12 protein-coding genes are annotated in these 14,321 nt (G+C 72.3%); 4 read left to right on the top strand and 8 right to left on the bottom strand.

From position 1 onward, the window contains the following. Nucleotides 1-18: 18 nt before the first annotated feature. From AB0M11_RS00120 to AB0M11_RS00090, 7 genes are all read right to left on the bottom strand, one after another. Entirely contained in the window at nucleotides 19-678 is a 660-nt protein-coding gene (locus AB0M11_RS00120) for a phosphatase PAP2 family protein (protein WP_365699599.1), read from the bottom strand. Between the two features lie 369 nt (nucleotides 679-1,047). Then, nucleotides 1,048-2,394, bottom strand: coding sequence for a D-alanyl-D-alanine carboxypeptidase/D-alanyl-D-alanine-endopeptidase (dacB, locus tag AB0M11_RS00115; protein WP_365699597.1), 1,347 nt, complete (start codon nucleotides 2,392-2,394; stop codon nucleotides 1,048-1,050). A 163-nt stretch (nucleotides 2,395-2,557) separates the two neighbouring features. Continuing rightward, nucleotides 2,558-3,406: a PaaX family transcriptional regulator C-terminal domain-containing protein gene (locus tag AB0M11_RS00110; RefSeq protein WP_365699595.1), complete on the bottom strand. Its 849-nt coding sequence runs from the start codon at nucleotides 3,404-3,406 to the stop codon at nucleotides 2,558-2,560. An 88-nt stretch (nucleotides 3,407-3,494) separates the two neighbouring features. Beyond that, complete coding sequence (locus AB0M11_RS00105) at nucleotides 3,495-5,870, bottom strand: bifunctional salicylyl-CoA 5-hydroxylase/oxidoreductase (protein WP_365699593.1); 2,376 nt, start codon at nucleotides 5,868-5,870, stop codon at nucleotides 3,495-3,497. After that, nucleotides 5,867-7,516: an AMP-binding protein gene (locus AB0M11_RS00100; protein WP_365699591.1), complete on the bottom strand. Its 1,650-nt coding sequence runs from the start codon at nucleotides 7,514-7,516 to the stop codon at nucleotides 5,867-5,869. The genes AB0M11_RS00105 and AB0M11_RS00100 overlap by 4 nt, the downstream gene beginning before the upstream one ends. Further along, complete coding sequence (locus AB0M11_RS00095) at nucleotides 7,513-8,448, bottom strand: acyl-CoA thioesterase domain-containing protein (protein WP_365699589.1); 936 nt, start codon at nucleotides 8,446-8,448, stop codon at nucleotides 7,513-7,515. Before AB0M11_RS00095 ends, AB0M11_RS00100 begins: the two co-directional genes overlap by 4 nt. Next, nucleotides 8,448-8,963, bottom strand: a complete 516-nt coding sequence (locus tag AB0M11_RS00090; protein ID WP_365699587.1) for a cupin — start codon at nucleotides 8,961-8,963, stop codon at nucleotides 8,448-8,450. The genes AB0M11_RS00095 and AB0M11_RS00090 overlap by 1 nt, the downstream gene beginning before the upstream one ends. Nucleotides 8,964-9,240: 277 nt before the next feature. On the opposite strand from AB0M11_RS00090, the gene AB0M11_RS00085 reads away from it, so the two are divergent. Continuing rightward, nucleotides 9,241-9,711 (top strand): RidA family protein, encoded by a 471-nt coding sequence (locus AB0M11_RS00085; RefSeq protein ID WP_365699585.1) that lies wholly within the window; start codon nucleotides 9,241-9,243, stop codon nucleotides 9,709-9,711. Here the strand turns inward: AB0M11_RS00085 and AB0M11_RS00080 are convergent. Continuing rightward, on the bottom strand, nucleotides 9,680-10,291 hold the full coding sequence (locus AB0M11_RS00080) for a TetR/AcrR family transcriptional regulator C-terminal domain-containing protein (RefSeq protein ID WP_365699583.1): 612 nt from the start codon (nucleotides 10,289-10,291) through the stop codon (nucleotides 9,680-9,682). The genes AB0M11_RS00085 and AB0M11_RS00080 overlap by 32 nt on opposite strands. A 186-nt stretch (nucleotides 10,292-10,477) precedes the next feature. Here AB0M11_RS00080 and AB0M11_RS00075 point away from each other — a divergent pair, with 186 nt between their 5' ends. The 3 genes from AB0M11_RS00075 to AB0M11_RS00065 all read left to right on the top strand — a co-directional run bounded on the left by AB0M11_RS00075 (nucleotide 10,478) and on the right by AB0M11_RS00065 (nucleotide 14,040). Next, nucleotides 10,478-10,975 (top strand): amidohydrolase family protein, encoded by a 498-nt coding sequence (locus AB0M11_RS00075; protein WP_365699581.1) that lies wholly within the window; start codon nucleotides 10,478-10,480, stop codon nucleotides 10,973-10,975. Nucleotides 10,976-11,058: 83 nt separating this feature from the next. After that, the gene (locus tag AB0M11_RS00070) at nucleotides 11,059-12,546 is read left to right on the top strand and encodes an APC family permease (protein WP_365699579.1); all 1,488 of its coding nucleotides are present in this window, start codon (nucleotides 11,059-11,061) and stop codon (nucleotides 12,544-12,546) included. A gap of 552 nt (nucleotides 12,547-13,098) precedes the next feature. After that, complete coding sequence (locus AB0M11_RS00065) at nucleotides 13,099-14,040, top strand: universal stress protein (RefSeq protein ID WP_365699577.1); 942 nt, start codon at nucleotides 13,099-13,101, stop codon at nucleotides 14,038-14,040. Nucleotides 14,041-14,321 lie beyond the last annotated feature (281 nt).

Raw genomic sequence — 14,321 nt, 5'->3', positions numbered from 1 at the left:
GCGCCCCCCGGGCCGGTGTCAGCCGTCCGCCCCCGGCCGGCCGGCCAGGGCGGCAGCCGTGCGGTCGGCCGTGCGGTCGACCAGCCACGCGGTCGCCGGTATCACCGCCAGCGCGGTGCACCAGCCGCCGAGGGCATCGGTCGGGTAGTGCGCGCCCAGGCGGACCTCCGCCCACCCCATGGCGGCGCCGGCGGCCAGCGAGGCGGCGAGCACGAGGGACGTGCCGGCCGCCGTGCCGAGGCCGAGCCGGCCGGTCGCGAGCAGCGCGGCCATGAGAGCGAGAGCGGTGAAGAACGCGGTGTGCCCGCTCGGGTAGGACAGGTTCCCCGGGCCGTGGATGGTGCGTCCCACCAGGTGCTTGAGCAGCGTGGTCGTCCCCACGGTCAGGCCGCTGCCGACGGCGACGAGCACCGCCGCGCGAGGCCGCCGGAGCAGCAGGCAGCCGGCCACGCAGACCACGATCACCATCGTCGATCCCGTGGGTTCTCCCAGGAAGTCCAGCGCCAGGGCGACGTGCCGCCACGGCGGCCGCACACTGTCCGCCGTCGGCCGGACGATCCACCGGTCCACCCGGCCGGGCTCACTGTGTCCCGCGTACCGGACCCCGAGGACGACGACCACCAGCGCGGCGAGCACCGCGAGCGGCCCGAGCCACCGGCGCAGTGGCGCGGGCAACACCGTTCGGCCCGCGGAGCGGGCCGGCCCGACTTCCGCGTCCGCTCCTGCCAGGCGATCCAACGTGAGCCCCCCGTCGTGTCCGCTCCCCCTCCAGCGACCATAGCCGCCCCGCCTCGGCCGGGTGGCCGGACGGGGCGGACGTCACAGTCCAGGCCCGTCAGGGTGGCGGCGGGAAGCGGATGAGGTGCCGACCGGCCGAGCGCGCCGCCGAGGACCCGGCGGGGCGCCGCCGGCCGGGCCGGTCCGGCACCGGGCGGCACCCACGCGGCGCCGGGACCGGGCAGTCTGCGCGCCTCCGTCCCCCCACTCCCTGGGGGCGGCCTCCACTCAGGCACGTGGTGGCTTCCGGAGGGGCGCAGACCGGGTGGCCTATGCCCAGCAGCCGTTGACCGTGGCCGCCAGGCCGTCGAGGGCGTCCTTGGTGGCGGCGGGGTCGGCGGTGGAGTTGTTCTCGATGAAGGAGAAGATCTTCCAGCGCCCGTCCGCGGCCTTGGTCAGCCCGCTCAGCGCGATCGCACCGGTGAGCGTGCCCGTCTTCGCCTGCACCTTGCCGACGGCGCACTGCGAGTCCGCGGTGTCGAAGCGGCCCCATTCGGGACCCAGGGTGGAGCCGGCCTCTCCGGCGACGGGCAGACCGTCGATGATGTACCTGAGGGTCTTGGCGTTGCGCACGTCGTCGGCGACGTCGAGGATGTCGGCGATGCTCCGGGCCGGGATGCGGTTGGCGCGGGACAGCCCGCTGCCGTCGTGGATCTGGTAGTTGACCAGCGAGACGCCGTACCCGCGGAGCACCTCGCGTACGACCGCCGTGCCGTCCTCGAAGGTCGGCCGCCGGCCGTCGCCGATCGCGGTCATCCGCAGCAGGGTCTCGGCGATGTCGTTGTCGCTCACCTTGAGCATGTGCTCCACGATGGCGGACAGTGTGCCGGACTGGTGCCGGGCGACCGGCACGTCGCCCGTCGAGGCCTTGCCGTGGGTGACGTCGCCCGTGACCGTGACGCCCTGCTGGGCGAGGAACCCGGCGAAGACCTGGCCCGCGTCCAGCGACGTGTCCGTGACCTGGTGGCCGTCGACCACCAGTGCCCGCACCGGTGCGACGGAGTCCGGGTAGTAGCCGTCGTTCCAGCCGGTCGCGAGCGTGGGCTCGGGGAAGAGGCTGTCGTCGACCTGGACCTTGACCGAGGTGAGACCGGCGGCCTTGAGTCCCGCGACGGCGGTCTTCGCCATCGCCTGGAGGTCGGCGCTGGTCAGGGTGCGGTCACCGCCGCCCACGAGAGTGAGCGTGCCGTTGCCGTAGACGGCCCGGGTGGTGAAGCGGTGGCCGGGGCCGAGCACCGTCAACGCGGCGGTGGCGGTGCCGAGTTTGGTGTTGGACGCGGGCATCAGCGCGGTGGTCGCGTCGTGGCCCCAGACGGCCTTGTCGGACGCGGCGTCGATGACGACGCCGCTCAGCGTGGAGCCGAGGCGGGTGTCCTGGACGCGCGTGTTCAGATTGGCCGCGATCTTCTGCTCGGCGGGATCGAGTTTCGTGGCCGCGGGCTTGCCGCCGGTCTTGTCCGCGGTCTTGTCGGCGGCGAAGGCGCTCGTGCCGAAGAGGATCGTTCCCGCGATGGGGGCGGTGACGGCGACGACGGCGACCCGGCGGAGGGCCGGGTGGACGGTTCTCGCCTTGCGGTGCCGAGCGGTGGTACGGACGGAGGATGGGGGGTTGGTCATGCAGGCCTCGTCGAAGTACTCGTGGGACAACGGGAGTTGGGAGGAAGATCTTGGGTTCCCAAGAGGAAAGCTACAGGCGTGGTCCTGTTCTCCCCGCCCGGTTTCCTGCATCCGGCCCCACGGATCCGGGAAGACCGGAGTGGGCCGGAAAGCCGCAGCGCGGTCAGGACGTGGACCAGTACGCGGCCGCATGGGCCAGCGCCCGGCCCTCCAGGATCGTGACCATGCGTTCGAAGAGATGCACGGCGGCGGGGCCGGACCAGTTCTCGGGCAGCACCTCGCGGGGCAGCCCGGGGTCGCGGAACGGAAGCTTGCGCCAGTGGTCGATCACGGCGAGATAGGTGACGTAGGCGTCCCGGCCGTCGATGACCGCGGCCTCGGCGAGCCGGTCCGCCTCGCCCGCGTAGGCGCTGATGAACTCCCGGTAGCGCAGGTCGATCTCGTCGAGGTCCCAGCCGCCCCGCACCATGGCCGCCAGCGGCTGCCCGGCGACGTAGTCGCCGACGAAGACCGCGCACTGCGCGGTGAGGTCGAGTTCGGCGATGGCCCGCTGCGCGGCCGGGAGCATCCGGGCGGGCGCGATCCACACCGCGGAGCCGATGTTGCCGAAGCCCAGCGAGGTCAGGTGGGCGGTCAACCGGTGGCGCAGCGCGCGGGCCGACTCGGGCACGGAGAAGTTCACGAAGCACCAGCCGTCGCCGAGTTCGGCCGGCTGCCGGGCGTGCCAGATGACCTCGTCACCGGCGGCCAGCGCCTCCAGCGCGGCCGGCGTCAGCACGTAGCCGCGCATGCCCGCGCGGCTCTCCGACTCCAGCCAGCCGCGCTTCTTGAGCCGGAAGACCGCCGTCCGGACGCTGGCGGCGTCCAGACCCGACGCGGTCAGCAGCTCGACCGTCCCGGCGATGGGCATCCAGTTGCCCATCTTGCGCACGATCGCGCCGAGGAAACTCACGAGTACGGTCCGGGACCGACGCGCCGCCGTGGTGGGCCGGTCGCCCTTCGTCTCGCTCATTCCAGTGAGTATGCCGGACCGGCTTCACATGATCGGACCGGTCCGGTCGACCGAACGGGCCCGGTCAGCGCAGACGCGGGCGCGGCGGTCATGCCGGCACCGTGCGTGCGGCCGGGGTCCAGCGCAGGTGCACGGTGCCCCCGGCGCCCTCGCGCAGCAGCGACAGCCGCGGCGGCACCTTGTCGGTACGGGAGGTGGGCGGCCTGCGCCGGCCCGCCGTCCACTGCACCGGCCACTCGGCACCTGCCCCGCGGTACTCCTGCTCCGCCGCGGCGTGCAGGGTCCACTGCGGGTCGTAGAGGTGGGTGCGGCCCAGGGCGCACAGGTCGGCCCGCCCGGCGAGCAGGATCGAGTTCACGTCGTCGTACGAGGAGATGGCCCCGACCGCGATCACCGGCACCCCCGCGGGCCCGGCCACCCGGTGGCGGATCCGGTCGGCGAAGGGGGTCTGGTAGGAGCGGCCGAACGTGGGCTTCTCGTCCTTGGCGACCTGGCCGGAGGAGACGTCGATGGCGGCCGCCCCGTGCTCGATGAAGGCGCGGGCGACGTCGACGGCGTCGTCCGCGGTGGTGCCGCCCGGCATCCAGTCGGTCGCCGAGATGCGGACGGTGACCGGGATGCCGGGCGGGACGGCCTGGCGTACGGCGTCGAAGACCTCCAGCGGGAACCGCAGCCGGTTCTCCGGACAGCCGCCGTACGCGTCGGTGCGCCGGTTGGCGACGGGGGAGAGGAAGGAGGAGAGCAGATAGCCGTGGGCGGCGTGCACCTCGACGAGGTCGAAACCGGCCGCCACCGCGCGCTCGGCGGCGGCGGTGAAGTCGGCGACCACCTTGTCCAGGTCCGCGCGGGTGGCCTCCCGGGGCACGTGGCAGCCGGCGCCGTACGGGACCGCCGAGGGCGCGATGACCTCCCAGTTGCCCTCGTCGAGCGGCTCGTCCATGCCGTCCCACATGAGCCTGGTCGAGCCCTTGCGGCCGGAGTGGCCGAGCTGGAGGCCGATCTTCGCCGTCGTACGGTCGTGGACGAAGTCCGTGATCCGGCGCCAGGCGTCGCGCTGTTCGTCGGTCCACAGCCCCGGGCAGCCCGGCGTGATCCGGCCCTCGGGTGAGACGCAGACCATCTCGCTCATCACCAGGCCCGCGCCGCCCAGCGCCTTGGAGCCCAGGTGCACCAGGTGGAAGTCGCCGGGGACACCGTCATCCGCGGAGTACATGTCCATCGGGGAGACGACGACGCGGTTCCTCAGTTCGAGCGGGCCGATCCGGACCGGCTGGAACATCGCCGGGGCCACCTCGGACGCCTGCTGGCGCCGGGCGAACTCCGCCTCCAGCCGCCCGGCGAACTCGGCGTCGCGCTCCTTGAGGTTCTCGAAGGTGATGCGCCGCGAGCGGGTGAGCAGGTTGAAGACGAACTGTGCCGGGTCCTGGCCCGCGTACATGCCGATGTTCTCGAACCACTCCAGCGACGCCTGCGCGGCCCGCTGGGTCGACTCGACGACCGGCCTGCGCTCGGCCTCGTAGGCGGCCAGCGCCTCGGCCACCGTCGGCTGCTCGTGCAGGCAGGCCGCCAGGGCGAGGGCGTCCTCCATGGCGAGCTTGGTGCCCGAGCCGATCGAGAAGTGGGCGGTGTGGGCGGCGTCGCCGAGCAGCACCACGTTGCCGTCGGACCAGCGCTCGTTGCGGACGGTCGTGAAGTTCAGCCACTTCGAGTTGTTGGTGAGGATCCGGTGGCCCTGCAGCTCGTCGGCGAAGATCTCCGCGATCCGGGCCACGGCGTACTCGTCGGAGGCGCCCGGCGGGAACACCCTGTCCTCGGTGCGGTCGAACCCGGCCCGCCGCCAGACGTCCTCGTGCATCTCGACGATGAAGGTCGAGCCGGTGTCCGAGTAGGGGTAGCCGTGGATCTGCATGGTGCCCCACTGCGTCCGCTTGACGTAGAACTGGAACGCCTCGAAGACCAGGTCGGTGCCGAGCCAGATGTACTTGTTGTGCCGCCGGTCCAGCGACGGCCCGAACACGTCCGCGTACGTGGTGCGGACTGCGGAGTTGAGGCCGTCGGCGGCCAGCACCAGGTCGTGTGTGGCGCGCAGTTCGTCCACGCCGGGCGCCTCGGCGCGGTAGTGGACGGTGACGCCGAGGTCGGCGGCCCGCCGCTGGAGGATCTGCAGCAGCTCCTTGCGGCTCATCGCCGCGAAACCCTGGCCGCCGACGGTGAACCGCTCGCCGTCGACCTCGATGTCGATGTCCGTCCAGCGCGCGAACCGGCTCTCCATCGCCGCGTGCACGACGTCGTCGGCGTTGCCGATGCCGCCGAGGGTCTCGTCGGAGAAGACGACGCCGAACCCGAAGGTGTCGTCGGGGGCGTTGCGCTCCCACACGGTGACCTCGTGCGCCGGGTCCAGCTGCTTCATCAGGGCGGCGAAGTACAGCCCGCCGGGGCCGCCGCCCGCGATGGCGATCCTCATGGCTGACCTTCCACGATCTGCTCCGTCAGGAGCTGACGGAGCTTGAAGTGCTGGAGCTTGCCGCTGGGGTTGCGCGGCAGCGCGTCGGTGAAGCGCACGTCGCGCGGGTACTTGTACGGCGCGATCCGCGCCTTGACGTGGTCCTGGATGCTCCGGACCGTCGCCGCGTCACCGGCCACGCCCTCGCGCAGCACGACGAACGCGCAGACGACCGAGCCGCGTTCGGCGTCCGGCGCCGCGACGACGGCCGTCTCCACGACGTCCGGGTGGGTGAGGACGGCGGCCTCCACCTCGGGACCGGCGATGTTGTAACCGGACGACACGATCAGGCCGTCGTTGCGCGCCCGGTACCAGAAGTAGCCGTCCTCGTCGCGGAGGAAGGTGTCACCGGTGACGTTCCAGCCGTCCAGGACGTAGGCGGCCTGCCGCTCGTCGTCGAGGTAGCGGCAGCCGACCGGGCCGATCACGCCGAGCAGGCCCTCGGTGCCGGGCCCGAGTTCCGTGCCGTCCGGTGCCAGGATCGTGGCGCGGTACCCGGGCACGGGCTTGCCGGTCGCCCCGGGACGGATCTCGTCGCCCTCGGCCGAGATGAAGATGTGCAGCATCTCGGTGGCGCCGATGCCGTCGATGACCCTGAGGCCGGTCCGGTCGCGCAGTTCCTCCCACAGGCCCTGCGGGATGTGCTCGCCCGCGCTGACCGCGCGGCGCAGCCCGGTGAGTCGGTCCGCCCTCCCGGACCTGAGGATCTGCTGGTACGCGGTCGGCGCGGTGGCCAGGACGGTCACCCCGTGCTCGGCGACGAGGTCGGCGAGGTCCGCCGGCGGCACCGACTCGGTCAGGAAGGCGCAGGCGCCCGCCCGCAGGGCGAAGACGACCAGCAGCCCGAGGCCGAAGGTGAAGGCGAGCGGGGCGGTGCACGCCACCAGGTCGTCGGGGAGCAGCCTCAGCGTGTGCTTCCCGAAGGTGTTGTCGATCGACAGGATGTCGCGGTGGAAGTGGGTGGTGATCTTCGGGACGCCCGTGGTGCCCGACGTCGGCCCGAACAGCGCGACGTCGTCCGCGGCGGTGTCGGCCGCGGTGAACCGGCCCGCCTTCGTCCCGGCCCGGTTGCCCAGGTCGTCCGCGGTGCCGCCGCCGCACGGCACGACGACCAGGTCCGGCGCGACCGACTCCCGCACCGCGAACACGTCGTCGAGGAAGCGGTGGTCGACCAGGGCTACGGTGGGCCGGGTCTTCGCCACGACGGGCGCCAGCTCGCCGGCCCGCAGTACGGCCATGGTGGTGACGGCTATCCCGCCGGCCTTGACCACGCCCAGCCACGCGGCCACGGTCCAGGGGGTGTTGGGGGAGCGCAGCAGCACCCGGTTGCCGGGCACCAGACCCAGGTCCTCGGTGAGCACCTGGGCGATCTGGTCGGTCCGCCGCCGGAGCTCGCCGTAGGACCAGACCTCGCCGGCGGGGGTGCGCAGCGCGGGCCGGTCGGGGCCGAAGGCCGCCACCGGCGCGTCGATCAGCTCGACGGCGGCGTTGAGGCGTTCCGGGTAGCGGAGCTCCTCGGTGGTGAACTCCAGCACCGGCCACTGCCCGGCCGGCGGGAGGTGGTCGCGGGCGAAGGTGTCGGTGTGCCCGGAGGGCGACAGGGTCATCGGTGACCTCCGGCGCCGGCGCGGATCATGCCCTCCTGGACGACCGTGGCCAGGTGGGCGCCGTCCCGGGTGAAGAAACGCCCCGCGGCGAGCCCCCTGCCGTCGTCGGCCGCGACCGCCTCCTGGGCGTAGAGCAGCCAGCCGTCGACCACACCCGCCTGCGGCGCCCGGTGGAACCACATCGCGTGGTCGAGGCTCGCGGTGACCAGCCCGTCCCGTGCCCAGGGCAGGTCCAGGACGCGGAGCACCGGCTCCAGGATCGTGTAGTCGCAGACGTAGGCGAGGGCGGCGGTGTCCCGCTGCGCGTCGGTGAGCCCGTCGACCGGGCGCAGGGCGTCGAACGGCCGGACCCAGACCGCCTGGTGGGGCTGATGGCCGCCCTCGACGGCGAGGTAGACCGGGCCGGGCACATGGCGCATGTCGAAGCCGCGACCGCCGCACCAGTAGTCCTTGGAGACCTCGGTCATCGTGCCGCCGGTCCGCCCGGCGAGACACTCCGCGGCACCGGGCAGTTCCTCGGGATCGGGCACACCCGAGACCGCCAGCCACCCGGGCAGGCCCTCGGCGTAGGTCCCGCCGGGCTCGCCGGCGGCGAAGTTGGCCAGGCACACGTAGAGCGGCTTGCCGTTCTGGTAGCCGCGCACCTGCCGGGTCGCGTAGCCCCGGCCGTCGCGCAGCAGCTCCACCTCGTAGCGGACCTCCGCGCCGATGTCGGCGGGGCGCATGAAGTACGAGTGCATGGAGTGCAGCGTCTTGCCGTCGTCGACGGACCTCATCGCCGCCGCGGCGGCCTGGGCGACCAGGTCGCCGCCGTACGCCTTGGGCCAGGGGCAGGGCTGGGTGACCGCCGTGAAGGCGAGGTCGAAGCGCTCGGCCTCGGCGGGGGTGAGGGTGACTGCGGCGGTGAAGACCTCGGAGGTGGTGTCGGCCATCAGGGTCGGTCCGTCCAGTCGCGCAGGTCGGCGTCGGCGACCTGGGGGAGGTTGACCACGATGTTCTCCGGGGTGCGGGTCGTCATCCAGGTCAGCGGATGGTTGCGGTCGAGGTTGCACTCGACGTGGGGCAGGAACGGCGGGACGAACACCCAGTCGCCCTCCGCCATGTCGACGTAGTCCTCGAACCTCGCGCCGAAGTAGATCCGCGCCCGGCCGGAGAGCACGTAGCCGCCGGTCTCGGCCTCGCCGTGGTGGTGGGGCACCGAGCGGTAGCCGCCGTCGTTGTGGACCTTGCCGAACCAGATCCTGGTGGCCGGGGTGTGCTGGATGCTCACGCCCGAGATCCGGGTGGCGCCGGCGGACTGCCCCGTGTCACCGGGCTCCGAACCCGCACGGGTGACGACCGGGACCACCAGGCCGCTCTCCGTGGCGTACCGCGAGTTGTCGCCGTCGAGGACGTACTGACCGGGGACCGGCCGACCAGGCACGTACTGACTGGGATCGGGGTTCATCAGGGCTCCTCGTCGGTGGTGGGCGGGGTGTCAGCCGGTACGGCGCACGGTGTCGCGCGGCGTGCCGGTACCGGGGATCCCGGACTCCACGAGGTCGCAGGCGGCGTGGCCGACGGTCGAAAGACGCATGGCTTCCTCCCTCTCCTCGGCGCCGCGCACCCCTCGTATATTTCATTATTCCTGCGACCGTCAGATCTCTGTCAATGGATGCTACGGTGTGGCGCCAGACAGCACAGCCCCGGCACAGCCCCCGGCCACGCCCCCGCAGGAGCTCTCCATGGCGCCCAACTCGGCCCCCGTACCGGTCAATCCAGCGTCTCTTCCCCGGCCCAGCGGCTACTCGCACGGAACGCTCAGCGGCAACACGCTCTACCTCGGCGGCCAGACCGCTCTCGACAAGAACATGAAGATCGTCCCTGGTGGCATCGTCGAGCAGTTCAGGCAGGCGTTCGGCAACGTCCTCGCCACGCTGAAGGAGGCCGGTGGCGTCCCGCATGACCTGGTGAGCATCACGCTCTATCTGACCGACATCCCCGACTACCAGGCGCACGGCCGGGAGATCGGGGAGGTGTGGCGCGAGCTCGCGGGGCCGGTCTATCCCGCGATGGCCGGCATCGGCACCACGGGCCTGTGGCAGCCCGAGGCCCTGATCGAGATCCTCGGAGTAGCGGTCATCCCCGACGAACGCCTCGTCCGGGCAGGGCGCGGAACGCGGATCAGTGGTCGAGAAGGTCACGGAAGCCGGTGAGCAGGGCGCGCAGGCCGATGTCGAAGGCCTGCGCAGCTCGGCTGGTGTCGGCGGGCGTGTGGTCCAGGGCGGCGCTGAGGTGGGGGGCGCTGTCGCGGGCGACGGCCGAGAGCATCACGGAAGGCGCCACCAGGTCGAGTGCTGAGCCCAGGACGAAACTCTCCAGGGCGGTGATCACCGGCAGGACCTGGTCCGTGGCGAAGCCGCCTGTGACGAGGAGTTCGGCGACCTTCTCGTACATCGTGTGCATGAAGGGTTCGCCGAGCGGCGCGGTGGCGAGAAGGGGGACCGCTCCGGGGTGGGCGGCGAAGGCGGACAGGTAGGTGCGGGCCCAGTCCTCCAGGCCCTGCTCCCATGGCTGCTGCCAGTCCTTGTCGCCGCCGGTCGCCAGCACGAGTTCCTCGCGCATGAGGGAGATGATCTCGTCCCGGCCGGACACGTGGTGGTAGAGCGCGGAGGGTGCTACGCCCAGCGACCTGGCCAGCGCGGGGATGGTCAGCGTGCCCTGCTCGTCGGCCAGTCTCAGTGCCGCGGCACCGATGCGCCGACGATCGAGCAGAGGGGTGCGTGGCCGTCCCAATGTGACTCCTTGCCGTGGTGTCGAGGCGCCGGGCCCGCAGGAGTGTTCAGCGCGGCGCCGTAACCGAGACGTAACAGAATGGCATTCAGTAAAACTCTTCCGGTCGGCCCGGTCGGCGCCTATATTACCCGAAACCGAATGCCTTTCAGTTAGGCGGCCGGATGCGAGAAGGGCACCGTCACCTCCATGCATGCCGACATCCTCTTCACCGGTGGGACCGTCCGGACGGCGCTCACCGGCGCTCCTGTGCACGACGCCCTCGCTGTCGCGGGCGGCCGGATCAGTGCCCTGGGGACGGCTGCCCTGGCCGCTCGCGGTCCCCTCACCACCGTTGTCGACCTGGCGGGCGGCGCACTGCTCCCGGCGTTCGGTGACAGCCATGTCCGTCCGGTGACGGGCGGACCGGCGCTGCACGGGGTCCCGGTCCGGGACCGCGGAAACGTCGAGGACGTCGCCGACGCTCTGACCGCCTACTCCGCGGGATGCGCCCACCAGGCGTTCGAGGAGAAGAAATGGGGCGTCCTGCGCCCCGGCATGCGCGCCGACCTGGTGCATCTCGCCGCCGACCCGGTCGAGACCGCACCCGCTGCTCTCGCGGGCCTGCCCGTCCCGGGCACCTGGCTCGCCGGTCGGCGTACCCACGAAGCCGACGCTTCCGCACACGTTCCGGCCGGGAGACGGTAGACGTCCGTCGTCGCCACGACCGGCCCGCGTGTCCGGGACACCACGCTCCCTCCCTCGATCACACGCATCACGCGGAGACCTCCATGACCGAGCCCACCGTCCCCACCGCAGCCGAGCAACCCCCGTCCCCGCAGCCCGCGGGGCCGGAGAACAGCCCTCATCTCCAGCGGGGCACCCTCGGTGTCGCCGACATCGTCTTCTTCGTCGCCGCCGCGGCCGCCCCGCTCACCGTGATGGCGGGCGTCGCCCCCCTCGCCATCCTCTTCGGCGGCATCGGCGCCCCGGCCGCCTATGTGGGCGTCGGCGTGCTGCTGTGCTTGTTCGCGGTCGGTTTCACCGCGATGACGCCGTACATCCGCAACGCGGGAGCGTTCTACTCGTACATCGCCCGTGGCCTCGGCCGCCCGGCCGGGCTCGGCGCGGCGCTGGTCGCTCTGTTCTCCTACAACGCCCTGCAGATCGGCGTGTTCGGAGCCTTCGGGTTCTTCTCCGCCGCCACCATGAACGACCTCCTCGGCGTCGACCTGCCCTGGCCGGTGTACGCCTTCGCGGGGATCGCGGTCGTGTGGTTCCTCGGCTTCCGCTCGATCAACTTCGGCGCCAAGGTCCTGGCCGCCCTCCTCATCGCCGAGACCGCGATCCTGCTCCTGCTCGCCTGCGCCGTCCTGATCAAGGGCGGGGCGAGCGGGCTGGCCGTGGACTCCTTCGCCCCCTCGAACGTCTTCACCTCGAAGATGAGCGGTCCGCTGGGTCTGGCCGTCGCCGCCTTCATCGGTTTCGAGGCCACCGCCATCTACCGCGAGGAAGCGCGCGACCCCGACCGGACCGTGCCCCGCGCGACCTACCTGGCCGTGGGCTTCCTCGGCCTCTTCTACACCTTCGTCGCCTGGGTGATCGTCCAGGCCTTCGGCAGCGACCAGGTCGTGGCGGCAGCGGCGCAGAACCCGGCCGAGATGTTCTTCACGGCGATGACCCGCTACGTCGGCGGCTGGGCCACCGACATCCAGCGTGTCCTGATCGTCACCAGTCTGCTGGCCGCGCTGCTCTCCTTCCACAACGCCATCACCCGCTACGCCTACGCGCTGTCCGTCGAACGGGTCGCCCCCGCCGCCCTGGGCCGGGTCCACCCGCGCCACGGCTCGCCGTGGATCGCCGGCATCGTCCAGAGTGCCCTGGCCGTCGTGGTCGTCGCTGTCTTCGCCGGGATCGGCGTCCACCCCTACAACCAGTTCTTCCTCTGGGTGAACACCCCCGGCGTGGTCGGCATCCTGGTCCTGCAGGCCCTCGCGGCCTTCGCCGTGGTTGCCTTCTTCCGCCGTAACCCGGCCACACGGGGCGAGGGAGTCCTGCGCACCCTGGTCGCACCCGTCGCCGCGGGCGTTCTCCTCACCGTGACCACGGGGCTGGTCTGCAAGCGTCTGGACCTGTTCACCGGCGCCGGGCCGGTCGTGAACTGGACGCTCGCCGCGCTCACCCCTGTCCTGTTCCTGGCCGGTGCGCTCTACGCCCTCCGCGTCCGCCGCATCAGGCCTGACGTCTACGCCAAGCTCGCCACCACCGATATCGACTGACCGGTCCCGGTACGACGCACGGCATCCCGGGCCGGCTGCCCCGCGCAGTGCCCTGCGCATTCGATCCGCGCTCCGCATGCTCTGCTACCTGCGAGTCGGCGGTGCACCGTCCGGCGCGCGAAGCCGGTGGCCGGGGGGTCTACTGGAAGTAGCGGAGGCGGGTGTGCGGGTGTCACCCACGTGGTGGCGGGGGCTGGGCAAGGACGGCGGTTCGGGATGGCTCGGCCGGTCACCGTGACGAGGAGCGACCGTGGAACTGACCTTTCTCGATCCGGTGTACGCACGACCAGGCCCCCGTGCCTGCGCCTGTCCGGACACCTCGCGTGACGTCCGCGATCCGGAGGCGGCGATCAGGGCCGTCTTCGCGAGCCACGGCCATCTGGCCCTGGCGGAACTGCAGAGGTGGCCGAGCAGTGGGGGCGCACCGGAAACGCGGCGACACCGGAGTGGTCCTGCGGCCCGGCGGAAGCGGGAGGTCGTGCCACGGGAGGAGTCGCGGCTGGAGAACGGGACAGGGGCGCTGCTGCGGTACACCGACCCGGGCCTGCCGCTGTGACGCCTCCGCTCGCCCGGCCGGGGCTGCTGCGGGTGCTGCTCGGTGCCGGGAAGGACCGGCCGGGTCTGGCTGAGGGACCGGTGGTGGTGGGGGCGGACGGCTCGGCCGGAGCCGCACGTGCCGTGCTGTGGGCAGCACAGGAGGCCGCTCTCCGGCATCAGCCCCTGCACATCCTGTGCGCCGTCGACCTCGATCTGGCGGAACACCTGTCCGACGAAACCGCCCGGCGGGTCCGCGAGGCGGCCCACTCCCTGCTGGCCGAGGCGGAGGCCGCGGCCTCCGAGCGCGCGACCGGCCTGACGGTCACCACGGAGGTCGGCCGGGAACCCGTGGTGGACAGCCTGCTGCAGGCCGCATCGGCAGTGCCGCATGACACGGATACCGCAGTGACGATCGTCGTCGGTTCACAGGGAATGGGTGGTCTCTCCGCGATGCTGCTGGGCTCGGTCGCGCTGACGCGGGCCGGCCCGGCGAGATGCCCGGTGGTCGTCGTGCGTGGCACGGAACGGCCGTCGAGCGGAGCGGTCGTGGTGGGAGTACGGGACGAGGGGGACCGCGGAGCGGTGCGCTTCGCCGGGGAGACGGCCAGGCGGCGGAAGGCGTCCTTGCGTCTGCTGAGTGCGTGGACCCGCATCCGGTACGCCGGGAGCGAGGCGCCCACGGCCGACACGGTGCGGGGTGACGTGGAGGCGAAGGCCGCGGCGAGCACACGCGTGCTCGGCTCCGTCCAGGCCGAGTTCCCGGACCTTGAGGTGACCGAAGAGGTCGTGAAAGTCCCCTCGACGGCCGGTGCACTGGTCGAGGCGTCCCTGAACGCGGATCTCGTCGTACTGGGCGCACGCAGGCCCCGGCACCACCTTGGCCGTTCCCTGGGCCCGGTCACGCACGCCGTTCTGCAGCACGCGCACTGCCCGGTGGCTGTCGTCCCGCGGGGGTGAGCGCGTACCGGTGCCCGGCCCCGGCACCCTCGACCGCGCGAGCGAGGAGACGGCCGACGCGCTCGCTGAGCCAGACCCAGGAACGGGACGAAGGACGTCGTGACCCAGCTGCCGGCGCAGGGCCGGAACGCAGGGGACGGCAAGTGATCGCGGGCGGTCCGCCCTCGTTCGGCCGACAGCGCGGGCAGCGCCCCGCTCGTTGGGCTGGTATGGACGACGAGCGGAGTGTTGTGGACCGGTGGCCGTACGGGGCGGGGCAGCTGCGCCGCGGGCTGAGGTTC

Origin of the sequence: Streptomyces sp. NPDC051987 (assembly GCF_040680735.1) — a bacterium.
Lineage (GTDB): Bacteria > Actinomycetota > Actinomycetes > Streptomycetales > Streptomycetaceae > Streptomyces.
Note: the sequence above shows the minus strand (reverse complement) of the source record. Positions and strands in the feature narration are given on the sequence as shown.

What these genes read in the sequence shown, in the direction of transcription:
- AB0M11_RS00075 (WP_365699581.1), top strand. Translation starts at nt 10,478, where the DNA reads ATGCATGCCGACATCCTCTTCACCGGTGGGACCGTCCGGACGGCGCTC.
- AB0M11_RS00070 (WP_365699579.1), top strand. Translation starts at nt 11,059, where the DNA reads ATGACCGAGCCCACCGTCCCCACCGCAGCCGAGCAACCCCCGTCCCCG.
- AB0M11_RS00110 (WP_365699595.1), bottom strand. Translation starts at nt 3,406, where the DNA reads ATGAGCGAGACGAAGGGCGACCGGCCCACCACGGCGGCGCGTCGGTCC.
- AB0M11_RS00100 (WP_365699591.1), bottom strand. Translation starts at nt 7,516, where the DNA reads ATGACCCTGTCGCCCTCCGGGCACACCGACACCTTCGCCCGCGACCAC.
- AB0M11_RS00095 (WP_365699589.1), bottom strand. Translation starts at nt 8,448, where the DNA reads ATGGCCGACACCACCTCCGAGGTCTTCACCGCCGCAGTCACCCTCACC.
- dacB (WP_365699597.1), bottom strand. Translation starts at nt 2,394, where the DNA reads ATGACCAACCCCCCATCCTCCGTCCGTACCACCGCTCGGCACCGCAAG.
- AB0M11_RS00090 (WP_365699587.1), bottom strand. Translation starts at nt 8,963, where the DNA reads ATGAACCCCGATCCCAGTCAGTACGTGCCTGGTCGGCCGGTCCCCGGT.
- AB0M11_RS00105 (WP_365699593.1), bottom strand. Translation starts at nt 5,870, where the DNA reads ATGAGGATCGCCATCGCGGGCGGCGGCCCCGGCGGGCTGTACTTCGCC.
- AB0M11_RS00085 (WP_365699585.1), top strand. Translation starts at nt 9,241, where the DNA reads ATGGCGCCCAACTCGGCCCCCGTACCGGTCAATCCAGCGTCTCTTCCC.